Annotated in this window: 22 protein-coding genes; 13 read left to right on the top strand and 9 right to left on the bottom strand. The window is 60.6% G+C overall.

Annotation, left to right across the window (positions count from 1 at the left end):
- Positions 1–46 precede the first annotated feature (46 nt).
- From M0412_RS21115 to M0412_RS21095, 5 genes are read left to right on the top strand one after another with little or no spacing between them, the layout of a single operon-like run.
- A complete protein-coding gene (locus M0412_RS21115; protein ID WP_269699931.1) occupies positions 47–919 on the top strand; it encodes a branched-chain amino acid ABC transporter permease in 873 nt (290 codons plus the stop codon).
- Positions 916–1,824, top strand: coding sequence for a branched-chain amino acid ABC transporter permease (locus M0412_RS21110; RefSeq protein ID WP_269699932.1), 909 nt, complete (start codon positions 916–918; stop codon positions 1,822–1,824). The genes M0412_RS21115 and M0412_RS21110 overlap by 4 nt, the downstream gene beginning before the upstream one ends.
- Entirely contained in the window at positions 1,821–2,549 is a 729-nt protein-coding gene (locus tag M0412_RS21105; protein WP_269699933.1) for an ABC transporter ATP-binding protein, read from the top strand. The genes M0412_RS21110 and M0412_RS21105 overlap by 4 nt, the downstream gene beginning before the upstream one ends.
- Positions 2,542–3,264, top strand: a complete 723-nt coding sequence (locus tag M0412_RS21100; protein WP_269699934.1) for an ABC transporter ATP-binding protein — start codon at positions 2,542–2,544, stop codon at positions 3,262–3,264. Before M0412_RS21105 ends, M0412_RS21100 begins: the two co-directional genes overlap by 8 nt.
- Positions 3,265–3,280: 16 nt before the next feature.
- A complete protein-coding gene (locus tag M0412_RS21095) occupies positions 3,281–4,732 on the top strand; it encodes an aldehyde dehydrogenase (RefSeq protein ID WP_269699935.1) in 1,452 nt (483 codons plus the stop codon).
- A gap of 30 nt (positions 4,733–4,762) precedes the next feature.
- Here M0412_RS21095 and M0412_RS21090 read toward each other — a convergent pair whose 3' ends face one another.
- Positions 4,763–5,659 (bottom strand): LysR family transcriptional regulator, encoded by an 897-nt coding sequence (locus M0412_RS21090; protein ID WP_269699936.1) that lies wholly within the window; start codon positions 5,657–5,659, stop codon positions 4,763–4,765.
- A gap of 94 nt (positions 5,660–5,753) precedes the next feature.
- On the opposite strand from M0412_RS21090, the gene choX reads away from it, so the two are divergent.
- Together choX and betC are read left to right on the top strand one after the other, a co-directional pair.
- Complete coding sequence (gene choX / locus M0412_RS21085) at positions 5,754–6,707, top strand: choline ABC transporter substrate-binding protein (protein ID WP_269699937.1); 954 nt, start codon at positions 5,754–5,756, stop codon at positions 6,705–6,707.
- A gap of 14 nt (positions 6,708–6,721) precedes the next feature.
- Positions 6,722–8,236, top strand: a complete 1,515-nt coding sequence (betC, locus tag M0412_RS21080) for a choline-sulfatase (protein WP_269699938.1) — start codon at positions 6,722–6,724, stop codon at positions 8,234–8,236.
- A gap of 15 nt (positions 8,237–8,251) precedes the next feature.
- Here the strand turns inward: betC and M0412_RS21075 are convergent, their stop codons facing one another.
- Genes M0412_RS21075 through M0412_RS21050 form a run of 6 tightly spaced genes read right to left on the bottom strand, consistent with a single transcriptional unit; the run spans position 8,252 to position 14,764 of the window.
- Positions 8,252–9,145, bottom strand: coding sequence for a carbohydrate kinase family protein (locus tag M0412_RS21075; RefSeq protein ID WP_269699939.1), 894 nt, complete (start codon positions 9,143–9,145; stop codon positions 8,252–8,254).
- Complete coding sequence (locus M0412_RS21070) at positions 9,142–10,182, bottom strand: ABC transporter ATP-binding protein (RefSeq protein ID WP_269699940.1); 1,041 nt, start codon at positions 10,180–10,182, stop codon at positions 9,142–9,144. Before M0412_RS21070 ends, M0412_RS21075 begins: the two co-directional genes overlap by 4 nt.
- Positions 10,182–11,696 carry an argininosuccinate lyase gene (gene argH / locus M0412_RS21065; protein WP_269699941.1) on the bottom strand — a complete coding sequence of 505 codons (1,515 nt, stop codon included), beginning with the start codon at positions 11,694–11,696 and terminating at the stop codon, positions 10,182–10,184. Before argH ends, M0412_RS21070 begins: the two co-directional genes overlap by 1 nt.
- Positions 11,697–11,700: 4 nt before the next feature.
- Positions 11,701–12,543 carry a carbohydrate ABC transporter permease gene (locus tag M0412_RS21060; protein ID WP_142857892.1) on the bottom strand — a complete coding sequence of 281 codons (843 nt, stop codon included), beginning with the start codon at positions 12,541–12,543 and terminating at the stop codon, positions 11,701–11,703.
- Positions 12,540–13,481, bottom strand: a complete 942-nt coding sequence (locus tag M0412_RS21055; protein WP_065116872.1) for a carbohydrate ABC transporter permease — start codon at positions 13,479–13,481, stop codon at positions 12,540–12,542. Before M0412_RS21055 ends, M0412_RS21060 begins: the two co-directional genes overlap by 4 nt.
- Before the next feature lie 17 nt (positions 13,482–13,498).
- Positions 13,499–14,764, bottom strand: a complete 1,266-nt coding sequence (locus M0412_RS21050; protein WP_269699942.1) for an extracellular solute-binding protein — start codon at positions 14,762–14,764, stop codon at positions 13,499–13,501.
- Positions 14,765–15,012: 248 nt separating this feature from the next.
- On the opposite strand from M0412_RS21050, the gene M0412_RS21045 reads away from it, so the two are divergent.
- Genes M0412_RS21045 through M0412_RS21035 form a run of 3 tightly spaced genes read left to right on the top strand, consistent with a single transcriptional unit; the run spans position 15,013 to position 19,569 of the window.
- Positions 15,013–16,239, top strand: a complete 1,227-nt coding sequence (locus M0412_RS21045) for an ROK family transcriptional regulator (RefSeq protein WP_269699943.1) — start codon at positions 15,013–15,015, stop codon at positions 16,237–16,239.
- A gap of 19 nt (positions 16,240–16,258) precedes the next feature.
- Positions 16,259–18,661: a PIG-L family deacetylase gene (locus M0412_RS21040; protein ID WP_269699944.1), complete on the top strand. Its 2,403-nt coding sequence runs from the start codon at positions 16,259–16,261 to the stop codon at positions 18,659–18,661.
- Positions 18,658–19,569, top strand: coding sequence for a DMT family transporter (locus M0412_RS21035; protein WP_269699945.1), 912 nt, complete (start codon positions 18,658–18,660; stop codon positions 19,567–19,569). The genes M0412_RS21040 and M0412_RS21035 overlap by 4 nt, the downstream gene beginning before the upstream one ends.
- A gap of 11 nt (positions 19,570–19,580) precedes the next feature.
- Here the strand turns inward: M0412_RS21035 and M0412_RS21030 are convergent, their stop codons facing one another.
- Positions 19,581–20,048 (bottom strand): hypothetical protein, encoded by a 468-nt coding sequence (locus M0412_RS21030; protein ID WP_269699946.1) that lies wholly within the window; start codon positions 20,046–20,048, stop codon positions 19,581–19,583.
- Positions 20,049–20,122: 74 nt separating this feature from the next.
- Entirely contained in the window at positions 20,123–21,016 is an 894-nt protein-coding gene (locus M0412_RS21025) for an AraC family transcriptional regulator (RefSeq protein WP_065116866.1), read from the bottom strand.
- Between the two features lie 197 nt (positions 21,017–21,213).
- Here M0412_RS21025 and M0412_RS21020 point away from each other — a divergent pair, with 197 nt between their 5' ends.
- The 3 genes from M0412_RS21020 to M0412_RS21010 all read left to right on the top strand — a co-directional run bounded on the left by M0412_RS21020 (position 21,214) and on the right by M0412_RS21010 (position 26,024).
- A complete protein-coding gene (locus M0412_RS21020) occupies positions 21,214–22,680 on the top strand; it encodes an alpha-glucosidase/alpha-galactosidase (protein ID WP_269699947.1) in 1,467 nt (488 codons plus the stop codon).
- 104 nt (positions 22,681–22,784) lie between these two features.
- The gene (locus tag M0412_RS21015; protein WP_142857903.1) at positions 22,785–24,872 is read left to right on the top strand and encodes an ABC transporter substrate-binding protein; all 2,088 of its coding nucleotides are present in this window, start codon (positions 22,785–22,787) and stop codon (positions 24,870–24,872) included.
- A 144-nt stretch (positions 24,873–25,016) separates the two neighbouring features.
- Complete coding sequence (locus M0412_RS21010) at positions 25,017–26,024, top strand: ABC transporter permease (RefSeq protein WP_269699948.1); 1,008 nt, start codon at positions 25,017–25,019, stop codon at positions 26,022–26,024.
- Position 26,025: the final 1 nt, after the last annotated feature.

The following is a 26,025-nucleotide window of genomic DNA, read 5'->3' as shown; positions in this document are numbered from 1 at the left end:
CCCCGGCCGGCAGGCTTCGGCCATGTTCCAGACTGGAGACATTCCCTTGTTTTTATCCACCCTCATCTTCGGCTTGATGCTGGGAGGGACCTATGCGCTGATCGCGCTTGGACTTTCGCTGCAATATGGCATTGCCCGCATCATGAACCTTGCTTATGGCGAAGTGCTGATTGCGGCTGCCTTCATCGCCTTCGTGCTGTTTTCCAGCTATGGCCTGTCGCCGCTCTGGTCGCTGTTCATCATCGTGCCGCTCGGTTACGCCCTGTCTTTCGCGATCTACCGGGTCATGATGCGGCCGCTCGTGCGCCGTTCGGGCGGCTCCGGCCGTCTGGAAGTCGATTCCATTCTGGCGACCTTCGGGCTGCTCTTCGTTATCCAGGGCATCATGCTCGTGGTGTTCGGCGGCAACTACCATTCCTATTCCTATCTTGCCAATGGCGTCGACATCTTCGGCACGACGGTGGCGCTGAACCGGCTCCTATCCTTCGGCCTGTCGGTTGTGATCGGCGGCGGGCTTTATCTGGCGCTCACCCACAGCCGCTGGGGTCTCAACCTGCGGGCGGTGGCGCTGGCGCCCAAATCAGCGCCGCTGGTCGGCATTGATGTGAACCGTGTGGCCTCGATCGGCTTTGCCCTTGGCGGAGCCCTCGCCGTGGCGGGTGGCGTGATGATTTCGATGTACCAGACCTTTTCCGCCTCCTATGGCGTGGTCTTCACCATGAAGGCGCTTGTCGTCGTCATCATGGGCGGTGTCGGCAATCTGCTTGGCGCGCTGGTGGCCGGTCTGCTGCTCGGCCTCGTGGAAACTTTCGTGCTCGTTTATGTCGATCCCGGCCTCACGCTTGCCGCCACCTATCTGCTTTTCCTCGTGGTGCTGCTCTGGCGTCCGGAAGGCATTTTCGCAAGGAGGGGCAAATGATCCCGCTTCTCATCAGCCTTGCCGCAGCTGCACTGCTGGCGCTTTCGCCCTTCTTTTTCGATGCCTATGGCGTCGGCGTCATCATCGGCCTGCTGGGCTATGCGACGCTCGCCTCCGCCTGGGCGATGTTTTCCGGTCCGACCCGTTATATTTCGCTCGCCACCGTCGCCTTCTTCGGTGTCGGGGCCTATACGGTGGCGGTGCTGAGCGAGGTTTTGCCATGGCCGCTGGTGCTCCTGTGCGCGGCCCTTGTCGGCGCGGCGCTGGCGCTTGTCGTCGGGCTTTCCACACTGCGCGTCGCCGGCATTTATTTCGTGATCTTTTCCTTCGGTCTTGCCGAACTCATCCGCCAGCTCATCACCTGGTACGAGGTGACTGTCACCGGCACGCTCGGGCGTTACATCTTCCTGCCGCTGGAGCCGCAGCATGTGCTCTGGCAATTGCTGGCGCTGGCTGTCATCACCCTTCTGCTGGTGATCCTGGTTGACCGCAGCAAGCTCGGACTGGCATTGAAGGCAATCGGTGACGACGAGGTCGTGGCCGCCCATGCGGGCATCAATCTCGCCCGCACCAAGCTGACGCTCTTCGTGCTGTCTGCCACGATCATCACGCTTGTCGGCGCCATTCAAGCCCCGCGCTGGGTCTATATCGAGCCGGCCATCGTCTTTAATCCGCAGGTATCGTTCCTCACCGTTATCATGGCACTGCTTGGCGGAGCCACGCGCCGCTGGGGACCCATTCTCGGTGCGGTGCCGCTGTTCCTGCTGTTCGAGTGGCTGGGCGCCAACTTCCCCAATCATTTTTCCATCATTCTCGGCGCTCTCTTCATCCTCATCGTCTTTGTTCTGCCGGATGGCGTGCTGGCGGCGCTGGAGAAGCTGCGCAAAAAGGAGAAAGCCGCATGAGCGCCGTTCTCGAAATCACCGATATCCGCAAGACCTTCGGCGGGCTGAAGGCAGTGGATGGCCTTGGCCTCACAATCGAGGCCGGCGAGGTCGTCGGGCTGCTCGGGCCGAACGGCTCCGGCAAGACGACGCTGATGAACCTGATCTCCGGGGCGCTGAAGCCCACCGAAGGGTCGATCCGGCTCAAAGGGCAGGAGATTGCCGGCAAGCGGCCGGATGTGATTGCGCGCGCCGGCGTGGCGCGCACCTTCCAGCTGGTGCGGCTTTTGCCGTCGCTTTCCCTGCTTGAAAACGTTGCCGTATCGGCCATGTTCGGGCCGAAGCGGCTTTCGCGTCCCGAGGCGGAGACGGTCGCGCGCGCCTGCCTCGAAAGAATAGGTCTTACCGGGCGGGAAACCATGCCGGCCGGCGATCTCACCTATATCGACCAGAAACGGCTGGAACTGGCGCGTGCGCTGGCGGGTGAACCGAAGCTTCTGCTTCTCGACGAATGGCTTGCGGGCCTCAACCCCACGGAGCTGCAGGAAGGAATAGCGCTGATCCGGCGGCTGGCATCGCAGGGTACGACGATCCTGCTGGTGGAACATATCATGGCCGCCGTGCGCGCACTCTGCCCGCGATCCGTGGTCATGGCGGCCGGTCGCAAGATCGCCGATGGGCCGACGGCCTTGGTGCTTGATGATCCGCAGGTCATTTCCGCCTATCTGGGAGCGGCACATGCTTGAAATAGACGCACTGACAATCCGTTACGGCAAACATCTCGCGGTTGACGGCATATCGCTCAATGTCGCCAAGGGCGAAACGGTGGTGCTGCTCGGTGCCAATGGCGCTGGCAAGTCATCACTGCTGAAAGCGGTCGGCGGCCTGGTGGCTCCGGCCTCCGGCGAAGTGCGCGTCAACGGTTCGTCGCTTGCCGCTGTTCCCGCCCATCAGATCGTGGAGCGGGGCGTGGCGCTGGTGCCGGAGGGGCGCGGAATTTTCGCGGCGCTGACGGTGGAGGACAATCTCCGTCTCGGGGCCAATCCTCGCCATGCCCGTTCAGCGGAAAAGGCGACACGAGAGCATATTTTCGCACTGTTTCCGCGTCTTGCGGAGCGGCGGCAGCAGCTTGCCGGCACCATGTCCGGCGGCGAACAGCAGATGGTCGCCATCGGGCGGGCTTTGATGTCGGCGCCGGATTATCTGCTGCTGGATGAGCCGAGCCTTGGCCTTGCGCCCATCGTTACGCAGGAACTTTTTGCCGCCCTGGCGGAGATCAAAAAGAGCGGCCTTTCCATTCTGCTTGTGGAGCAGAATGTGCGCGAAAGCCTTGCGCTTGCCGATCGCGGTTATTTGCTGGAAGCAGGACGGATCGTCGGGGCAGGCACGGCGCAAGCCCTGTCCGCCGATCCAGCCGTGCAACGGGCGTTTCTCGGCGGCACCACCGCCGCCATTGTCTGAACTCAGGAGAAAGACCATGCAGACTGTCAATCTTTTCATCGGCGGCGATCATTGCCCGGCCGCGAGCGGCAAGCGTTTCGAACGCAGCAACCCCATTACCGGCGATGTGGCGACCAGTGCGGCGGCGGCAACGGTGGAGGACGCCACCAGTGCGGCCGATGCCGCGGCCGCTGCCTTTCCCGTCTGGTCGGCAACGCCGCCCGGTGAACGCCGCCGCCTGCTTCTGGCCGCCGCGCAGGCGCTTCTCGCCGCCGGGCCTGACATTACCCAGGCGATGAAGGACGAAATTGGCGCAACCGATGCCTGGGCCGGGTTCAACGTCAAACTGGCGAGCGATATGCTGGTGGAGGCGGCAAGCCTGACCACCCAGATCAAGGGCGAGATCATTCCCTCCAACCGTCCGGGAACCATGGCGATGGCATTGCGCCAGCCGGCAGGTGTTGTCCTGTCCATGGCGCCGTGGAATGCGCCGGTTATTCTCGGTGTGCGCTCCATCGCCACGCCGCTTGCCTGCGGCAATACGGTTGTCATGAAGACTTCGGAACTGTGCCCGCGCACCCATGCGCTGATCATCGAAGCCGTCGCTTCGGCCGGTCTGCCCAAGGGCGTGCTCAACGCCGTCTCCAATGCGCCGGAAGATGCGGCGAAGATCGTCGATACGCTGATCGCGCACCCCGCCGTTAGACGCGTGAATTTCACCGGCTCGACCCGCGTCGGCCGGGTGATCGCCGAAACCGCCGGCCGTTATCTGAAACCCGCTTTGCTGGAGCTTGGCGGCAAGGCGCCGTTCATCGTGCTTGATGACGCCGATATCGATGCGGCTGTCGCGGCTGCTGCCTTCGGCGCTTATATGAACCAGGGGCAGATCTGCATGTCGACGGAGCGCATCATCGTGCTCGACAGCGTTGCCGATACATTTGTCGAGGCCTTTGCCAAAAAAGCTTCGAGCCTCACGGCCGGCGATCCGCGTGAGGGCAAAACCCCGCTCGGCTCGCTGGTCAGCGCCGAAGCGACATCGCGCATCCGGGCGCTGGTGGATGATGCCGTTTCCAAGGGGGCGCGGCTGGTCGCGGGCGGCGGCGGCAATGGCACGATGGTGGATGCGATCGCCGTCGATGGCGTCACGCCCGCCATGCGGCTTTATGCCGAGGAAAGCTTCGGTCCCGTCGTCTCCATCATCCGGGCCGGCAGCATTGACGAGGCGGTGAGCATCGCCAACGAAACCGAGTTCGGTCTTTCCGCGGCGATTTTCGGCAGGGATCAGGCACGGGCGCTTTCCATTGCCGCCCGCATCGAAAGCGGCATTTGCCACATCAACGGCCCGACTGTTCACGATGAGGCGCAGATGCCTTTCGGCGGCGTCAAGGCCTCCGGATACGGCCGCTTCGGCGGTACGGCGGGCATTGCGGAATTCACCGAGCTACGCTGGGTCACGTTGCAGGATGGGCCGCTGCATTATCCCATCTGAACCGCAAACAGTATGGGCTGGCGGGCGGCATCATCGTCGCTCGTCGATCAGCCAGCCGGTGAGTTTTCTTACCGCACTGTCGCTGCTTTTCGGCCGCATCAGCCAGTAGCCGCGTCCCGGCGCATCGAGGCTCGGGCCTGCCGTCACCAGCACGCCGGCCTCCAGCAACGGATCGACCAGTCCGGCCCAGCCGAGCGCGAAACCCTGTTCGCCAATGGTTGCCTGCACCACCATGGTGTAATTGTTGAAGCTGATATCGCCGCCATCATGCTCGGCACCGCGATGCACGCCGAAATGCTTGAAATAGGCAGCCCAGTCGAACCAGTGCGCTTGCGAGGTGTTTTCGAGGTGGATGAGTTTATGGCGTGAAAAATCAGCGACACCTGCCGGTGCCGGCGTTTCCGCCAGGAGCGCCGGCGAGCAGACCGGTGTGACCTTTTCCGAAAGCAGCAATACCGCTCCTTCGCCCGCCTCCTGCTGCGTGCCGAAAATCACCATCACATCACTGTCGTGTTTGCCCTGGCCGAGCGGATCCTGCGTGGCGACGATCTGGATGTTGATGTCCGGGTTGAGCGCGCGAAAACCATGCATGCGCGGGATGAGCCACAGGGACGAGAAGGCATAATCCGTGTGCAGGCGGATGGTCTGGCGTTCCTCGGTCCGGCGAAGCTGCTGCGCCAGAAGATCGATGGCGTCGACATTGCGCGAGACGATCTCGAACAGCCTCTGGCCCTCCGTCGTCAGTTCTATGCCGCGATGTCTGCGCTGCACGAGCGCTACACCCAGTTCCTCCTCCAGCCGGCGTATTTGATAGCTTACGGCCGGCTGCGTCAGCCGCAGGGATGCAGCCGCCGCCGTCAGGCTGCCGCGGCGGGCAACCTCGGTGAAAATGCGCATCCATCCCAGATCAAGCGGCCGGTCTGACATTAAAATTCCTTATATCAACTATCGAAAAATACCCGCTTCACAGGCAAAAGCAACGTGGTGTTCAATAAACTGGATTGATAAAAGGGGAGCCGCAATGAAAACCATTTCTCATCTGCATCGCATCGCCGCCGGTCTTTTTCTGTCCGTGGCGGCCTTCTCCACCCCGCTTCAGGCAGCCGATGATGCGGCCTGCAAGACGATCCGCCTCAGCGATCCAGGCTGGACCGACATCACCGCCACCAATGGCGTCGCCTCCGTGCTGCTGGATGCCTTGGGTTATGAGGCTGACGTCAAGACGTTGTCGGTGCCGATCGGTTATCAGGCGATGAAGAACGGCGAAATCGACGTTTTCCTTGGCAACTGGATGCCGGCGCAGAAATCCTTCGTGGACGATCTGAATGCCGCCAAGGCGGCCGAGGTGATGATGAAGAACCTCGAGGGTGCAAAGTTCACGTTGGCAGTACCGGCCTATATGGCGGAAAAGGGCGTCAAGGATTTTGCCGATCTCGCCAAACATGCTGACGAATTCGAAAGCAAGATTTACGGCATCGAGCCGGGCGCACCGGCCAACCAGAATATTCAGAAGATCATAGACGCCGATGATTTCGGCCTGAAGGGCTGGCAGCTCGTCGAATCCGGCGAACAGGCCATGCTGGCGCAGGTGGAACGGGCGGGCAGGGACAAGAAGGCGGTGGTCTTCCTCGCCTGGGCGCCGCATCCGATGAATGAGAAGATCGATATCGCCTATCTCTCCGGCGGCGACGCCTATTTCGGTCCGAATTTCGGCGGCGCGGAAGTTTATACGCTCGCCCGCACCGGCTGGCCGCAGCAATGCCCGAATGCGGCGACGCTGTTCAAGAACCTGAAATTCGATATCGGCATGGAAAATACCCTGATGGGCTCAATTCTCGGTGGCGAGGATTCGAAGGCGGCGGCAGCGGCCTGGCTGAAGGCCAATCCGCAGGCGCTGGATGGCTGGCTGCAGGGCGTTACCACGCTGGATGGCAAGCCGGGTGTGGACGCCGTCAAAGGCAAGCTTGGTCTCTAAGCCGGAAAGTGGAAATGCCGCGTCCCAATATCCTGATCCTGATGGCCGACCAGTTCAACGGGACGTTTTTTCCCGACGGCCCGGCCGATTTCCTCCACGCACCCCATCTCAAAACACTGGCGAAGCGGTCCGTCCGCTTCGCCAACACCTATACGGCAAGCCCGCTCTGCGCGCCGGCCCGCGCCTCCTTCATGTCCGGGCAATTGCCGAGCCGCACGCGGGTTTACGACAATGCCGCCGAATTTGCTTCGGATATCCCGACCTATGCGCACCACCTTCGGGCTGCGGGTTACTACACCGGCCTCTCGGGAAAGATGCATTTCGTCGGCCCGGACCAGTTGCATGGCTTCGAGGAGCGCCTGACGACGGATATCTATCCCGCCGATTTCGGCTGGACACCCGATTATACCAAGCCGGGTGAGCGGATCGACTGGTGGTATCACAATCTCGGCTCGGTGACTGGCGCAGGTGTCGCCGAAATCACCAACCAGATGGAGTATGACGACGAGGTGGCCTATAACGCCACCCGCAAGCTTTACGACCTGTCGCGCCGCCTTGACGACCGGCCGTGGTGCCTGACAGTCAGCTTCACCCACCCGCACGACCCCTATGTGGCGCGGCGCAAATTCTGGGACCTCTATGAAGACTGCCCGGCGCTCGACCCAGAGACGGAAGCGCTTTCCTTCGATGAACACGACCCGCATTCGAAGCGGTTGCTGGAAGCCTGCGATCACGGGGCGTTCGAGATCACAGGTGAGCAGATACGCCGGGCACGGCGCGGTTATTTCGCCAATATCTCCTATATCGACGAAAAGGTCGGCGAAATCCTCGAGGTTCTGAAGGCGACGCGGATGGAGGAGGACACGATCATCCTCTTCCTGTCAGATCATGGCGATATGCTGGGTGAGCGTGGCCTGTGGTTCAAGATGTGTTTTTTCGAGGGGTCCGCCCGTGTGCCGCTGATGGTGGCCGCACCCGGCTGGCAGCCGGCTTTGATCGATGCCCCTGTCTCGACACTCGATGTCACGCCGACGCTGTGTGGACTTGCCGGGCTTGATATTACGTCACTCAAACGCTGGACGGATGGCGAGGATCTGGCGGCGTTGGCCAAGGGAACCGGCGGGCGTGGCCCGGTGCCGATGGAATATGCCGCAGAAGGCTCCATCGCACCGCTCGTCGCCATCAGGGACGGCCGCTACAAGCTGTCGGTCTGCGAGGCTGATCCGCCGTTGCTCTATGATCTCGAGGCTGATCCGGAAGAGCGCACCAACCTTGCCGGCGATCCCGCTTTCAGCGATGTACTCTCATTGCTTTCCGCCGAGATTGGCCGGCGTTGGCAATTGCCGGTGTTCGACGCCGCCGTTCGCGAAAGCCAGGCACGGCGCTGGGTGGTCTACAAGGCGCTGCGCAACGGCGCCTATTATCCGTGGGATTACCAGCCCCTGCAGAAAGCCTCGGAGCGCTACATGCGCAACCACATGGACCTCAACGTGCTGGAGGAAAATCAGCGTTTTCCGCGCGGAGAGTGAAACAGGCTGGATGCCTCAAGCGGCGGCGGTCACCCTTGGTGCACCGCCTGCCGCCTGCACGGCAAGGCTGCCCGCCGCGACCCCGGCTTTGAGGCAGCGCTGTTCGTCCTGCTCCTGAAGCCACGCATCAAGAAAACCGGCATTAAAGGCATCGCCGGCGCCGGTCGTATCGATAACCGGGACTTTCTGGGCCGCCAAATGCTGCAGCCCCATCTGAGAGGAAACCCACGCGCCCTGCGCGCCGCCTTTCAAGGCCACGACGGGAAACGTCTCTGCCAGAGCGCGGATCGCGGTTTCCGGGTCAGAATGACCAGTAATTGCTTCGGCCTCTTCGAGATTGGGCAAAAACACGTCGATGCCGGCGCAGGCCCTGAGCAAGCCTTTGTCGTAGATCAGCGAAGCATCCCAGCTTGGATCGAGCGATACTGACAATCCGCTCGCCTTGGCGCGTGAGACCAGATCGGGAATCTCGTGCAGAGTAGCAAATTCGGCGATGTGCAGATGCTGCGCCCTGTCCCATGCAAAGGCAGCATCCAGCGTTGACGGCCGGGCGGCACCGGCGCGGCGCGTCAAAAATGCCCGGTCCTGACCAACCACTGTCGCGACCGTGACTTGCGGTCCGGCATCTGCCGCATGTTCCAGAAACTGCAGGTCGATGCCGCTCTGCGCCATTTTCTCACCGATATCGCGCGAAAACGTATCGGTGCCGAGCCTTGCCAGCAGCGCAACCGGGCGGCCTATATGGGCAAAATGTGCGGCGGCAATGAAGGCGCCGCCGCCGGCAGCAATTTCCATATCGCGGGCAAACAGTTCCCGGCCGAGCACAGGCAATTCATCGAGCCCGGTGAAAATGAGGTCGCAATAGATCCGGCCGATGCTGATGACGGCTGTTTTTTCTGTTGTCATCATGCGCGGCCCAGAAGCTTTTCCGTTTTCGCATCGAAAAGATAAAGCGAACCTGCTTCCGCCCGGCATTGCAACCGGCTACCGACAACGGGAATGGATTTGCCCCGGGCCGTGGCGATCACCGAGGTGGTGTCGGTATCCAGATGAACGAGCGTCTCTGGCCCCAGCGGCTCGACCGCCGTTACCGTTCCCTCAAGCGTAAACGTTCCCTGTGCGGCACCGTTCTCGCCGACCAGCAGATCATGTGGCCGGACGCCGATCAGAAGCTCACCCGTGGCGGAGGGCGCAACGCTGCTGGTTGTTTTGGTTCCTCGCAGCAGGTTCATCGAGGGGCTGCCGATGAAGCGGGCGGTGAAGATATCGACGGGTGTTTCGTAAAGTTCCGTCGGCGTGCCGACCTGCAGGATATGGCCGTCCTTCATCACCACGATACGGTCCGCCATGGTCATGGCTTCTACCTGATCATGGGTGACGTAGACGGTGGTCGTCTTAAGACGTTGGTGCAAACGCTTGATTTCAATGCGCATCTGCGATCTCAACTGCGCATCGAGATTGGATAGAGGCTCATCGAACAGGAAGGCTGCGGGATCGCGCACCATGGCGCGGCCAATGGCGACGCGCTGCCGCTGGCCGCCCGACAGGGCCGCGGGACGGCGGTCGAGCAGGGCTTCAAGCCCCAGCACCCGGCCGGCCTCTTCGATGCGCCGGTTCTTTTCCGTCTTGTCGAGCTTCGATGTGTAAAGTCCGAAACCGATGTTCTGGCGAACCGTCATATGCGGATAGATCGCATAGTTCTGGAAGACCATGGCGATGTTGCGCTGTTTCGGTTCTTTCTCGTTGACGACGTTACCGGCGATCTTCAGCGTACCATCGGAAATCTCCTCCAGCCCGGCGATCATGCGCAGCGTGGTGGATTTGCCGCAGCCGGAAGGGCCGACAAAAACGACGAACTCGCCGTCTTCGATGGCCAGGTCTATGCCTTTGACCGCTTCGACCTTGCCGTAGCGCTTCACGAGTTTATTGAGTTCGATTGTCGCCATTATCGCGCTCCCGTCAGGGCGGTGAATTTCTCTGCCAGTTCGGCGGCTTTTGCTGCTTCGTGATCGGCGAATCGCTGTGCTTCCGCATCAAAAGCGCCGAGCCTGTCGCGGTATGCCGCAATCGCTTCCCGCATGGGTTCAGGCGCCGGGCCGCCAAAACGGGCGCGCACGGCGACAAAGTGTTCCGGCGAGACGATCTGCCTGAATTTGTCCTCGTTGATGCCGGTTTCGCGTCCCGTCAGTTCACTGAATGCCGTGAGGAACGGCTGGTATCCGTCATTCGGCAGATCCCCCTTCAAGGCGACGACGCTTTTGGCGACGGTCGCGGCAATCTCATGCGCCTGGCGGAACGACAGGTCTTCGATGCGGACAAGCGAATCCGCCAGTTCCGTGATGGTGATGCAGGATCGACGGATATTCTGGTCGACCCTTTCAGGATCGATGCTGATCTGGCCAACGAGGCTGGCGAGCAGATCGAGAACCCGCCCGGCAGAAGTGAAGGCCTCGTAACCCATGCCCTGCGTCTCGCCCTCACTGTCATTCATGTCGGTGAAGGGGGTGTTGTGCATCACATCCAGCACGGTCCGCGCCCGGCCGAATGTCTGGCTGGCGAGGTGGCGCAGATGCTCGATCGGCACCGGGTTGCGTTTCTGCGGCATGATCGAGGAAATCTGCACCAGCGAATTCGGCACGTAGATCTGGCCGACCTCAAAACTCGTCCAGAACTGGAAATCCTGAATGAGCCGGCCGAGATGCAGGAACATCAGTTCGATCGCGCCATAGGTTGCCGTCGTATAATCCACGGCGGCGATGCAGGAATAGGAATTGCGTAAGGGTGCGGCAAAGCCCAGCAATTCGGCAACCCGCGCCCGGTCGATGGGAAAGCCCGAGGTGGTGATGGCGGCAGCGCCCATCGGTGAAAGATCAACGATGCGGCGTGCCTCCGCGAAACGGTCAATATCCCGGATCAACACTTCGATGGCGGCAGAGAGGTAATGGCCGAAGGTGGTGGGCTGGGCCGGCTGCCCATGCGTATAGGCCACGATGAGCCTTGATTGATTACGCTCGGCGGCATCGATCAGCGCTTTCAGCAGAACACGCGCCTTGGCGGTGAGCGTGTCGATCTTGTCCTTCAGGCCGATCTTGAACAGCGTGTGATCGATATCGTTGCGCGAACGGGCCGTGTGCAGGCGACCTGCCACATCGACGCCGATGCGGGCTTTCAGCTCCTTCTCGATCAGGAAGAAGAAATCCTCGACTTCGCCGGTATAGACAAGCTCGGAGGGCTCGATGGTCCTGTCGATATCCGCAAGCGCGCCGGCGATCTTGGTCGCTGTTTCGGCATCGAGAATGCCGGTTTCGCGCAACATGACCAGATGAGCACGGTCTATGCGGCGGAAGCCGTCGACATGGTGGTTCTTGGCGCCGTCGAAAAGCGGGCGCAGCACGGTTTCCTTATAGACAGGGTCGGGAAACTTGCTGGTATCCGACTGGCGCGGGTTGATATCGGCCATGATATTATCCTTTCAGGCCCGCCAGCATCACACCGCGCACGATGTAGCGTTGCAGGACGATGAAGACGATGAGGGTAGGGATGGTCGCAATGGCTGCGCCCGTCATGATCATTTCCCACTGGATCTGCTGTTCCACGGCAAAGCTCGAAAGACCGACGGGCAGGGTGTAGAGTTCCTTGCTTGTCGTGACGATCAGCGGCCAGAAAAAGGCTGTCCAGTTGCCGAGGAAGGTGAAGATCGCGAGCGCGGAGAGCGCCGGCGTCACCAGTGGCAGGGCGACCTTCCACCAGATCTGGAATTCGTTGAGCCCGTCAACGCGCGCAGCCTCGATGAAGTCGTTGGGAACCGTCTCGAAGAACTGCTTCATCAGGAAGGTGCCGAAGGCCGTCATCATGCCTGGGAACATGATGCCCCAGTAGCTGTCGAGCCAGCCCAACTGACTGGACATCAGATACCAGGGAATGACGAGCATTTCGGTCGGTATCATCAGCGTCGAGAGGATGGCGAGGAAGATGAAGTAACGGCCGCGGAACTCGAATTTCGCCAGCGTGTACCCGACGAGGCTGTCGAAGAAGCAGTTGGACACGGTGACGATGACCGCAACCAGCATCGAGTTGAAGAACCAGCGCAGGAAACGGCCATCGGCCATGACGGTGATGTAGTTCGCAAGCGTCGGCGCAGCCGGAATGAGACGTAGATCGTAAACCTGATCCGCCGTCTTGAACGAGGTCGCGAACATGAAGAGCAGCGGCGAAACCATGATCAGGCCGCCGATGAACAGCAGCGTCCAGGCGAGAATGCGGCCGGGGCGGATACGGGCGTGGGAGAGTGGCGACGCTTCGCTCATTTCTTTTCCCTCAGGACCCAGAGCTGGATCAGCGATACGACGAGAAGAATGGTGAACAGGACAACCGTCTGCGCGGCGGCATAGCCCATCGCATAGGAGTTGAACGCGGTCTGGTAGATCATCAGCACCAGCGGTTTGGTGGAACCGAGCGGGCCGCCCGGATCATTGGTGGTCATGTTATAGACCTGGTCGAAAATGCGCAGGAAGCCGATCGAGGAAAACACCACGAGGAAAACGGTAGTGGGTTTCAGAAGCGGCAAGGTTATCTTGCGCAGGATCGCCCATTCACCCAACCCGTCGATGCGGGCGGCTTCGTAAAATGTCGTTGGAATGGCGCGCAGGCCGGCCATGAAGATGATGATCTGGAAACCGAGGCCAGCCCAGATGGCCGTTACCATGACCGAATAAAGCGCCTGATCCGTGGAGCGGATAAAGGGCTGCTGGGGAATGCCGATCATGCCGAGCACGTCGTTGATGATGCCGATGGGCGGCGGCTGATAGAACCAGCGCCACACCCAGGCCATGGCGGCAGCCGTGGTCAGGTAGGGCAGGAAATAAAGCGCGCGGATGAAACCGTGCAGAATGCGCACCCGGTCCAGATAAAACGCGATGACGAAAGCCAGAACGAGGCTGATCGGCGTACCGACGATAAGATAGGCAAAGGTGTTCTTGAACACCTTCCAGAATTGCGGGTCCTTGAACAGCTTGACGTAATTGGCGATGCCGATGAACTTTGCCGGCCTGAGCAGGTCCCAGTTGGTGAAGGACAGGTAGAAGGCCTGCAGCGTTGGGTAAAAGCGGATGACGCTGTAAAACAGGATTGGGATCGCCAGAAAGCTCCAGATCCACAAAAGCCGTTTGGTGCGCATGGAAAGGCGATCTCCGAAGGAGCCGCCGGGGCGGCCGGATGCCGCCCCCTGTTGATCTATCGCTGTCATTGTTGGACCTGCGGTTTTCAGGGTTTCGCCGCGTTGATGATTTCCTGCTCGGCCTCGGCGGCCTGCTTGATGGAATCTTCGACCGACTGACCTTCGAGAAGCACCCGGTTGGTCATGTCGATGGCGTTTTGCCGCTGGGCGGCTTCATCCATGAACAGCGTCGTATGGGCATATTCCAGACCCTTCAGGAACGGTGCGTAGACCGGGTCCTTAAGGTTTTCTTCGGTCAGGGCCGCAGAGCGGCGTGCCGGCAGTTCACCCACCGTCTTCAGCCAGATCGCCATGGCTTCCGGGGAAGAGATATAGGCGAGGAACTTCTTCGACGCCTCAAGCTCTTCACCCGTCGTCTTGGCGCTGATGCCGTTGGCGAAATAGCTCGCATAGTTGGAGCGGATGTTCTTGTCATTGGTGGGAAGTTCGGTCACACCCCACTCGAAATCCTTGATGGTGCGGAACGAGCCCAGCCGGAAGGTGCCGTCGATGGTCATGCCGGCCTTGCCAGCGCGGAAGGCAGCCTGGCCTTCATCCATGAAGCCAGCCTGACCGATCTTCTTTTCAAGCTGCAGGCTGGTGTAGAATTTCAGCGCCTGAACGCCCGCCTCGCTGTTATAAGCGACCTTCTGGTCGTTGTCGGTATAGGGTTCGCCACCATATTGGCGAATGAGAATCTCACGCCACCACTGGTGATCCTGGCCGCCCATGTCGAGCGTGGAGCCGGCGACCGTCAGGTTTCCGGCGGCGTCGTGCTTGGCGATCTTTTCCGCGGCTGCCACGAATTCGTCGAGTGTCTTCGGCGGGTTGGCGGCGTCGAGGCCTGCTTCGGTGAAGAGCTTCTTGTTGTAGAAGAGCGCCAGCGAACGAACCGCCGTCGGCAGGCCGTAATAGTCGTCGCCGCGCTTCATGGCGCTGACGATCGGGAAGAATTCGCTTTCGATCTTGTCATGCGGGAAGGCGTCAGTCGGCAGTGGCTGCAGGATGCCGCCGGCCGCGAACTTGTCCAGCCAGCCATAGAACAGCTGCATCACATCAGGGCCCTTGCCGGAAAGATTGGCGGCGATGACGCGCGTCTGGTAATCGGCGTAAGGGAAGGTCACCTGCTTGACGGTGATGTCAGGATTGGCCTTCTGGAATTCCGCGATCAGCTCGTCCATGGCTTTTACGCGTGTGTCGAAGACATATTGCCAATATTCGATTTCAACCGCCTGGGCGGCGTTGAATGCAAATGTGCTGAAACCGGCGACCAAGCCGGCGAACAGAGTTGCCCTGCGCATGTAACCCTCCATTTCCTCCGTCCGGTCTTCCGGATGCGGAGTGATCGTTCCCTTTATCCGCGCTTTCGCGCGTGCTCATCGACTCGGCCGGCAACGGGATTTTTCGTGTCCCATCCCCCATGCGAGCCTGACCCCCGGTCGTTCTCTACGGTTCTCCGAACACGGGCATTTGTCAATAAGATAATTTACTTGAATTATTATATTGCGCTTATCGTCATTTGGACGTTATGAATTTTCTAAGGGACGGGGAAATTGAAGAGATGACGGTGCACACGGTGGATGCCTATCCCGTAGCAATCGGAAAAAATCCTGAGCGGAGCCGCGAGCATAACAGGCGAGTCGTCCTCGACCTCGTCCGGCGACACGGCTCGCTCGGCCGCGCCCAGATCGCCAAGATCACCCACCTGACAGCCCAGGCAGTCGCCAATATCGTCGATGAGCTGGTGGGCGAGGAGTTGCTGAAGGAACTCGGCCGCCGCCGCACCGGCAGGGGCCAGCCGCCGATCCAGTTCGCCGTCAATCCGGATGGCGGCGCGACGATCGGCGTGGAAATCGCCGCCGACCATATGGTCACCGTTGGTCTTGATCTGGCCGGCATGCTGCGCACCCATCGCGTCACGCCGCTCACGGACACCACGCCGGAGGCCATATTCAAGACCTTCGCCGCCGAGCATGCGGCTGTTGCGAAAAATCTTGGTTGCAGACTGCTTGGCACCGGTGTCGTCATGCCAGGTCCCTTCGAGATTGATGGCATGACCTCGGTAGGGCCAACGACCCTTTCCGGCTGGGGCGGCATCGATGCCCGCCAGATGCTGAGCGATGCCTGCGGCCAGCCGGTGGTGGTGGAAAATGACGCGACGGCCGCGGCCGTCGGGGAACGCCTGTTCGGTGCGGGGCTGGCGATCCCCAATTTCTGCATGATCTATTTCGGCGTCGGTATCGGTCTTGGCATCATTCAGGATGGCTCGCCCTATCGCGGCGCTTTCGGAAACGCCGGCGAAATCGGTCACGTCACCGTATCGCCGCGGGGCAGGGCCTGCCCTTCCTGCGGGCAGAAAGGCTGCCTGGAAGCCTATGCTTCCGTTTACGTGCTGAAGGAAAAGCTTGGCCATGCCGGTATCGCCGATACGGAACTTGGCGATCTTGAAGCCCTGTTCAAAGCCGGCGATCCGGTCGTGACAGAGTGGATCGACGATGCTGCGGCCCATCTCGCGCCGATGATCGCCATGCTGGAGAACATTCTCGATCCGCAGACTGTCATCCTCGGCGGCGCGCTGCCGGAGGTCATCATCAGCGACATCATTCAGCGCATGGGGGATTTGCCGACTTCGGTCGCAAGCCGGCGGCAGCGGGAACTGCCGCGCGTCATGCATGGCAAATCCGGGCAGTTGACCGCCGCCCTTGGCGCCGCGGCACTGCCGCTGTTCGATATCGTCACACCAAAACTGGAGACATCCCCGGGAGCCGCAACACAGGCGCCGGGCTGAATATTGGAGGAGACCGCCCATGCTTACCCCCCGCGAACGCATCGAACGGCAGATGGCCGATCCATGGCTCGTTCGCCTGCACCGCAAGCTGAGCGCGCTGAAATCCACCGCAACCGTCATGCATACCGGCGCGCATCCGGATGATGAGCAGAACGGCCTCCTTGCCTATTTCCGCATGGAACTGGGCATGCGGATCATCATCGCCTGTTCGACACGCGGCGAGGGCGGGCAGAATGCGCTGGGGCCGGAAAGGCTGGGGGCGCTCGGCGTCATTCGCTCGCGGGAACTCGAAGAGGCCGCCCGTGTCATTGATGCCGACATAAGCTGGCTCGGCCACGGACCGGCGGATATGATCCACGATTTCGGCTTCTCCAAGGATGGCGACCAGACCTTCGGCCGCTGGGGGCACGAGCGCATCGTCGAACGGCTGGTGCGGGCCTATCGCAAGGAACGGCCCGATATCGTCATCCCGACATTTCTCGATGTGCCGGGGCAGCACGGGCATCACCGCGCCATGACGCGGGCTGCAAGAAGCGCGATTGCGCTGGCGGCCGATCCTTCCGCTTACCCTGAGCATTTCTCCGAGGGGCTGAAGCCCTGGAAGGTGGCGAAGTTCTACCTCCCGGCATGGTCGGGCGGTGGCGATACCTATGATGACGAAGTGCCGCCGCCGGAAACGACGCTGACGATCAATGCGGCTGGCAGGGAGCAGGCGACCGGTGCCGAATATGACCGTATCGGCGAATGGTCACGTTATTACCATGCCTCGCAGGGAATGGGGAACTGGCCGAAGCGGGCGCAGGAACTCTGGCCGCTTCATCTCGAACTCTCTGCCACAGCCAATCGAGAAGAAGGGTCGATCCTCGACAACCTGCCATCGACGCTTGCCGCCCTTGCCGGCGTTGCGGGGCTGGATGCCGAATCCCAGAAAGCGCTGGTCGAGGCCGAACAGGCCATCATCAGGGCGATTGCGGCCTTTCCCGACACGCGGGAAATCACCAGATCGCTGCTGGATGCCGCAGCCCTTCTGCAAAAGGTGGATGAAGCCGCGGCAAGCGAATTCGCGGACTTGCACGGCCACAGGATCACGCGCAAGCGGGCCGAGGTCGATACTGCCATTCTGACGGCGCTTGATCTTTTCGAACGGGCCTATGCCGAACCGGCGGAGATCGTTCCGGGTGGGGAAACGTCGCTTTATGTGGAGCTTTCCGACCGGGCAGCCGAATTCGATGTCAAGGTCACACCGGTCCTTCCGAACGGAGTGTCGTCGTCCATCAGCTCGCTGGGACAGACGGTTGTCTTTTCTCTCACGGCCGATCAAAGCGCGGCTGTTTCAGGTCTCTATCAGCCGGACTGGAAAGCGGCAGGCGGCAACGGCCATGGTTTCGTACGTGTGGCTGCAAAGCTCGAAGGGCGGGAGGTTTCCGCCCTCTTCGATCTCGAAGAACCGTTTTTCGTTACGCCGGCGCAGTCGCTCACGCTTTCGCCGGATGCTTTTCTCGTTCCGCTGGGACAAGGCCGGGACACACATGTGTTTCAGGCCCTCGTGAAAGGCGCGGATACACCGCTGTCATTCAGGAGCGCCGGCGGCTGGAATGTGCAAAAATCGGGAGATGACTGGATTGCCGAACGCACGGGCGAGGGCGCGGCGGGGCTTGCACAGCTTGAGGCGATTTCCGGTTCGCAGCCGGCCTTTCAGATCACCCCCATCGCCTATCCGCATATTGGCCGGGCGCGGTTTCTTGCGCCCTCCGTCATGAAAATCCTGTCGCTGGACCTCAAGCTGCCCAGGGGCGCGCGGATCGGTTATCTCGGCGGCGGTGCGGATCGGGTCGGTTCATGGCTGTCGCGCATGGGGCTCGATGTCACCGAACTCGACGCGCAGGCGCTCGGCGGCGATCTCTCGTCTTTCACGACAATTGTCGTCGGCATATTCGCCTTCGGCATCCGCAGGGATCTCACTGCTGCGACGGAGAAGCTCCATCGCTTTGTCGAAAACGGCGGCCATCTCGTCACGCTCTATCACCGGCCGACCGACGGATGGAACCCGGAGACAACGCCGGTCCGGCGTCTTGAAATCGGCAAACCGTCGCTGCGCTGGCGGGTAACGGACCCGAAGGCGGAGGTGACGGTGCTGTTGCCCGACCATCCGTTGCTTGCCGGGCCCAATGTCATCGATGCCGCCGATTGGGCGGGCTGGGACAAGGAGCGCGGGCTTTATTTCGCCTCGCGCTGGGATGATGTCTATGAGCCATTGCTCGCCATGCATGATGTTGACGAGCAGCCGCTGAAGGGGGCGCTGGTCTCGGGCATCATTGGCAAGGGTCGTCATACCCATACCAGCCTCGTGCTGCATCACCAGATGGACAAGCTTGTACCGGGGGCGTTCCGCCTCATGGCAAACCTTGTGCAACCGGCGTGAATGGCGACGGACAAAGTGAGAAACACGAAAACCCGCGCGAAACCGATACGCGCGCGGGTATCGGCTGGCTGTTGCTGGACATGACGCTTGTTGCGGGAGGAATGACGGCGCTCGTCAAGGCGCAGGGCGTTACCTATCCCGCTTTCCAGCTTGTCTTCATCAGGGCCATGATCGGCCTCATCTTCATCCTGCCTTTGATCTGGCGGCACAGGATGGAGATGCTGCGTGTCAAATATCCCTGGCGCAACCTCTTCCGCATCTGCTGCAACGCCATCGCTCTCACCAGCAATTTCATCGCCATCACCCTACTGCCGCTTGCCACCGTTAACGCCATCGGCTTCTCCCGACCGCTGGTGACGATGGCGATGGCCGTTGCCTTTCTCGGTGAAAGGGTGAGCCGATATCGCTGGGCCGGAGCCTGTCTTGCCTTTGCCGGCGTGCTCGTCGTCATCGGGCCGGGTGGGGCGGAGTTTAACGCAGGCGTGCTCGTGGTCCTTGTGTCGGTGGTGTTCGGCGCACTCGCGGTGATCCAGACCCGGGCGCTGCGGCAGGAAAACACCACGGTCATGATGGTGTTTTATACCGTCGGCCTTGCCGTCATCACTGCCGTTCCGGCGATCTGGACGTGGAAGCCGGTTGCGCCGCTCGACTGGGGTCCGCTGCTGGCCATCGGGCTTCTGGCGCAGATGGGGCAATATTGCTTCCTGCGGGCCTACCGTATCGCCGATGCCAGCGTTCTCGCACCCGTCAGCTATCTCTCGATCCTGTTCGTCACGGCTGTTGGATATTTCCTGTTTGATGAAGTGCCGGAAACCCGCGTCGTGCTCGGCATTGCCATCATCCTCGTTTCGTTGCAGTCCACCGCACTTGTGGAATATGCCCTGAAGACGCTACGCCGCCGGAAATAACGGAAACGCCCCTACCTCTGGAACTCCATGACCCTCAGCCGGATCCAGTTCAAGGTCGCGAGTTTGGCGCGATCGTAAAAGGAACGGGCGAAGCGCACATAACGCATGATCCAGGCGAGCCAGGAATAGGTGAGAAGCTTTTCCCTGCCCGCGTGATAGATGCGTTCGACGATCAGGAAGGTTGCCAGATGGGCAAGGATCGTCAGACCGATCCCGGTCTTGATTGCGCCGTGGGCAATCAGGAGAAGGCCGACGATCTTCATGGGTTCGGCAATGGCGAAGGGCACGGCGAGACAGAGCAGGATGGCGAGACGCGGCAATCCGGCAATCCGGTTTTCCAGTCGCCTGATGAATGTCAGGCCGGATATGGTCCTGATAATGGGCCGGTAAAGCGGCCGGAAAATGCCGTCGAGGATCAGGGCAAATACGATGATTGCCCTGATTGGAAAGACGAGGATCGTGCGGATTTTGCTGTTCACCTCAGCCGTATCTCCAAAGAGGTTGTTCCCCTCATTCTTAATCGCCTGAAACGTGGCAAAAGGAAGTTGGTTTTTCAGCTTCCGTCCTGCCGAACACTCGCATACATGCCGGTGGTGCGAAATTCGCTGGGGTTGGTGCCATAGAGCCTGCGAAAGACCTTGGAAAAATAGTTCGGGTCCTCGAAACCGCACAGTACGGACACTTCCTTGACGGGAATATTCCCGGCCGTGGTCAGCAGTTTTGCCGCCCGTCGCAATCGCCGCTGCAGCACGAATTCAGCCGGCGGCAGGCCTTCGCTCGCCGTGAAGATGCGGGAAAAATGCGCGCGGCTGAGGCCGGCCACCGCCGCAAGGTCGCTGACTGAAAGCCGCTCACCGAGATGGCTGTCTATATAGCTCAGCACCTGCTGCAGGGTGCGATATTCACCGCCGAAAGACGGGTGCGAACCGAAGACATCGTCATAAAGCGTCATCGCCGCCTCATAGGCAACAGCGGAGGCGGCGCCCGGTGTTTCCGCGCCATTGACCAGGCGCGAGCAGCATTCGGCAAGGTGATCGACGGTTTCGGGCTGGAGCTTGAGGATCGGGCCGGTGACGGCGAGGATATTCCGGTGAATGCGCAAGGCCTCCTCGCCATTCATGGAAATCCAGAAGAACTCCCATTCCTTGCCGTCTTCCAGCCAGTAGCGGTGATTATGCGGGATCAGCAGCAGCAGGGTTTCACCCGGTTTCACCACATAATGGCGGTTCTCGTAACGCAGGTTGCCCTGTCCGCCTATGCAATATTGCAGCACCGTGAAGGGCGTCTGGCCGCGCTTGCGTCCGTCCCAGTCATAATTGCCGCCGCGGCGGATTTCATAACCGCTGCTGGTTGGCATGGTGTGCAGCGTCTGGCGGCCGCGCGGCAGCGAGACGGTGCGCATGCCGGGTCCCTGATCGATCAGATCGCGCAGCACAAAATTACCCATGAAAGCATAATCCTTCTCTGGTCCTATCCGTCTTTATACGCATAATCCCGATCCGAGGAGACAGCCAGCGGGATATTGCTGCTGAAAAATTGGGAGGAAGGCCGGATTTCCGGGATTCTCAAGGGTATTTTTCTGCAGCGCCATTTCATGATCCTTCGGCCCGTTTCACCCGTTCGATTTGCAACAGAGGTGGCGTTATGAGTTTCAAAATCGCTATTATTGGCGCAGGCAGCGTCGGTTTCACGAAAAAACTGTTCACCGATCTTCTGTGTGTGCCGGAGTTTCGCGACATCGAGGTCGCGCTGACGGATATCAGCCAGCACAATCTCGATATGATCAAGGCGATCCTTGAAAAGATCGTCGAGGCCAATGGTTTCCCGGTGAAGGTGACAGCTGATACCAATCGCCGCCGTGCGCTCGAGGGTGCGAAATACATCATCAGCTGCGTGCGGGTCGGCGGTCTTGAGGCCTATGCCGATGATATCCGTATTCCGCTGAAATACGGCATCGACCAATGCGTGGGCGATACGATCTGCGCCGGCGGCATCCTCTATGGCCAGCGCAACATTCCCGTCATTCTGGATTTCTGCAAGGATATTCGCGAAGTCGCGGCACCGGGTGCAAAATTCCTGAACTATGCCAACCCGATGGCCATGAACACCTGGGCGGCCATTGAATATGGCAAGGTGGATACGGTCGGTCTCTGCCACGGCGTGCAGCACGGTGCGGAGCAGATCGCCGAAATTCTTGGTGCCAAAAGCGTGTCCGAGCTGGATTACATCTGCTCCGGCATCAACCACCAGACATGGTTCATCGATCTGCGGCTCAACGGCCGCAAGATCGGCAAGGACGAGCTGGTCGCCGCCTTCGAGGGGCATCCGGTCTTCTCACAGCAGGAGAAGCTGCGCATCGACGTGCTGAAGCGCTTCGGTGTTTATTCGACCGAAAGCAACGGTCATCTCTCGGAATATCTGCCGTGGTATCGCAAGCGGCCGGAGGAAATCGCCCGCTGGATCGACATGTCCGACTGGATCCACGGTGAAACCGGCGGCTATCTCCGCCACTCCACCGAAACGCGCAACTGGTTCGAAACCGAATTCCCGCAGTTTCTCGCCTCGGCCGCCAAGCCGATCGATCCGGCAAAGCGCTCCAACGAACATGCGAGCCATATTCTCGAGGCGCTGGAGACGGGACGTGTCTATCGCGGCCATTTCAACGTCAAGAATAACGGCGTCATCAGCAATCTGCCCGCCGATGCCATTATAGAGTCGCCCGGCTTCGTCGACCGTTTCGGCATCAACATGGTGTCCGGCATCACGCTGCCGGAAGCCTGCGCTGCCACCTGCATGGCCTCCATAAATGTCCAGCGCATGTCTGTGCATGCGGCGGTGAGCGGCGATATCGATCTGCTGAAGCTTGCCGTGCTGCATGACCCACTGGTCGGTGCCGTCGCCACGCCGGAAGAGGTCTGGCAGATGGTGGACGAGATGGTCGTCGCGCAGGCGCGCTGGCTGCCGCAATATGCCGATGCCGTGCCGGCGGCGAAGGAGCGGCTTGCCAAATCCAGCGTCAAGACCCGCGACTGGGCGGGGGCTGCGCGCCGCAACGTGCGTTCCATCGAGGAATTGCGGGCCGAAAAATCGGCGCTGAAAAAGGCTGTTTGAGGAAAAGCATGGGAACAGGCCGGCGGCGAAAGGGAGTTCGCCGTCCGGTCGTAACGATCACAGAGGGTGGGCGCTCGAAGAGCTGCCATTTGGGAGGAATGACGATGTTACTTCAACGCAGGATCGGTATCATCTCGGCACTGGGACTTGGTGTTTCGATGATCGCACTCAATGCGAATGCCTTCGAAACCACCACGCCGCCCGAGCCGCCGCAATTTCCGGCCGAAGGCAAGATCAATTATGTCGCGCGCGACTCGATCCTCGAATTCAAGGCGCTGCCGAGCTATAGCGAACCCGACTGGGTCAGCGAGAAATTCGAAAAGACCGGCAAGCTGCCGCCGCTGAAGGAGCGCCTGCCGGAAGAGCCGCTGGTCTACAAGGCGGCCAACATGCCTGATGGCGCCGGCGTTTATGGTGACACGATGCGCCATGTGGTTGGTGGCCGGCCGGAGGGCTGGAATTACATTGCCGGCCAGAGCCAGGGTTGGGGCGGCATCGATATCGCCCTTTCCGAATGCCTGACGCGCACCGCGCCGCTTTTCCAGGTGGATGCCAAGGACACCGAACCGCTGCCCAATCTGGCCAAAAGCTGGGAATGGTCCGAGGACGGCCACAAGCTGACGATGCATCTGGTTAAAGGCGCCAAGTGGTCGGATGGCGAAGCCTTCAACGCCGATGACGTGATGTTCTATTGGGAAGATGCCGTCGTCGATCCCAATGTCTCCCCGCTCGGCGGCGGTGCGTCGCCCGAGGCTTTCGGTGAGGGAACGACGCTCAAAAAGATCGATGACTACACCGTCGAATGGACCTTCAAGGCGGCCTTCCCCAAGCAGTATCTCTATACCATGGCCTATCCGAGCTTCTGCCCCGGACCGTCGCATATTCTCAAACCCCAGCATCCGAAATATTCCAAGAACACCTATAACCAGTTCAAGAACGCTTTCCCGCCGGAATATATGAACATGCCGGTGATGGGCGCATGGGTGCCGGTCGCCTATCGGCCCGATGATATCATCGTGCTCAGGCGCAATCCCTATTACTGGAAGGTCGATGAAAAGGGCCAGCAGCTGCCCTACCTCAACGAGGTCCATTACAAGCTTTCCACCTGGGCAGACCGCGATGTGCAGGCAGTCGCCGGATCGGGCGATTTCTCCAATCTCGAACAGCCGGAAAACTTCGTCGCCTCGCTGAAACGCGCCGCAGACCCCAATGCGCCGGCCCGCCTTGCCTTCGGGCCGAGGCTTATCGGCTATAATCTGCAGATGAATTTCTCCGCCAATGGCTGGGGCAATCCGGATGAGCGCGGACAGGCGATCCGCGAGCTGAACCGCAACGAGGTATTCCGTCAGGCCGTGACATCGGCCCTCGACCGCAAGGCGATCGGCGACTCGCTGGTGAAGGGGCCGTTCACGGCGATCTATCCGGGCGGCATTTCGTCGGGCACCAGCTTTTATGATCGCGCCTCCACGGTCTATTATCCCTTCAACCTCGAGGCCGCCAAGGCAGCACTTGCCTCGATCGGCCTGAAGGACACCGATGGCGATGGCTTCCTGAATTTCCCCAAGGAAACGCTTGGGGGCCGCAACGTCGAAATTACCCTTCTCGTTAATAACGGCTATGCGACGGACAAGAGCCTCGCGGAAGGTCTCGTCGGCCAGATGGCGAAACTCGGCCTGCGCGTTGTCATCAACAGCCTCGATTCCAACCAGCGCGATGCCGCCCATTATGGCGGACAGTTCGACTGGCTGGTGCGGCGCAACTCCACCGAGCTTTCATCCGTGGTGCAGAATACCGAGCAGCTTGCCCCTGTCGGCCCGCGCACCAGCTGGAACCACCGCTCGCCCGAAGGCAAGGAGCTGGATCTGATGCCGTTCGAGAAGGAGATGGCCGATCTGGTGCGGAAATTCATCTCCTCGCAGGACAATGCCGAACGGGCCGAGCTGATGAAGCAATATCAGAAGGTCTACACGCAGAACCTCTATACGATTGGTCTCACCGAATATCCCGGCGCGCTGATCGTCAACAAGCGCTTCTCGAATGTGCCGCAGGGCACGCCGATCTTCATGTTCAACTGGGCTGAAGACGCCATCATCCGCGAACGCCTGTGGGTCGCGGCCGACAAGCAGGGCAAATACGAACTTTTCCCTGAACAGCTTCCCGGCAAGCCGGGTGAGGGCGGCCCGATCAACTAAAGCATTTCCAGTAAAAGTGCGTAGCGGTTTTACGTCCGGAAAATGCGAAACTTGAAGAACTCCTCCCGGAGAACACCCGGTACCGGTCGCGCGTGAAGCGCGGCCGGAGACACACGGCCCATCCAAACCGAGGAAGACCGTTCGATGCTGAGATTTCTGACGATACGCGTAGCATCCGCCATTCCGGTGCTGTTGATCCTGAGCGTGGTGACCTTCGCCATCATTCAGGCGCCGCCCGGCGATTATGCCGACTATATCCGCTCGCAGCTGATGAACCAGGGCGGCGCGTCCTTCGAACAGGCGGAAGCGCAGGCGCAGGCCTATCGTGTCGAACACGGCCTCGATCAGCCGCTTGCCGTGCAATATTTCAACTGGATCGGCGGCATCGTCACCCGCGGCGATTTCGGTTACAGCTTCTATTACAACAAGCCGGTTGCCGATGTGGTTGGCGAACGCCTGCCGCGCACAATTGCGCTGGCGCTGGTCTGCCACATCTTCGCATCCATTCTCGGCATCGCTTTCGGCATCTGGGCGGCCACACGGCAATATTCCTGGGTCGACAACCTGCTCTCCACCGTCGCCTTCCTCGGCATGACGATCCCGCGCTTCCTGATGGCGCTGATCCTCGTCTATCTCATGGTGTTTCATTTCGACGTGTCGGAGATCGGCAGCTTCTTCTCGCCGCAATATGGCGGTGCGCCGTGGTCATGGGGCAAATTCGTCGATCTCGTCAGCCATGTCTGGCCGGTGGTCGCCATCGCCGTCTTCGGTGGGCTCGCCTATAATATGCGGGTGATGCGCGGCAATCTGCTGGATACGCTGAATGCGCAATATGTCGAGACGGCCCGCGCCAAGGGGCTTTCGGAAGGTGCGGTCATCATGCGCCATGCCGTGCCGAATGCCGTGCACCCGCTGGTCATGTATCAGGGCGTCGTGCTGCCCTATATGCTGAGCGGCGAAATCGAGACCGCCATCATCTTCGCGCTGCCGACAGTCGGTCCGGCCATCGTCGGCTCCATGGCGGTGGGCGATGTCTATGTCACCGCGACCTTCATGATGGTGCTGGCCGCGACGCTGATCGTCGGCAACATCATCGCCGACATGCTGCTTGCCATGCTTGACCCACGCGTTCGCGAATTCGGGAGGGCCTGAG

The sequence above is a fragment of the Agrobacterium sp. O3.4 genome, from assembly GCF_041414895.1.
Classification (GTDB): Bacteria; Pseudomonadota; Alphaproteobacteria; order Rhizobiales; family Rhizobiaceae; genus Agrobacterium; species Agrobacterium cucumeris.
The sequence above is the reverse complement of the archived record's forward strand: the minus strand, read 5'-3'. Positions and strand labels throughout refer to the sequence as shown.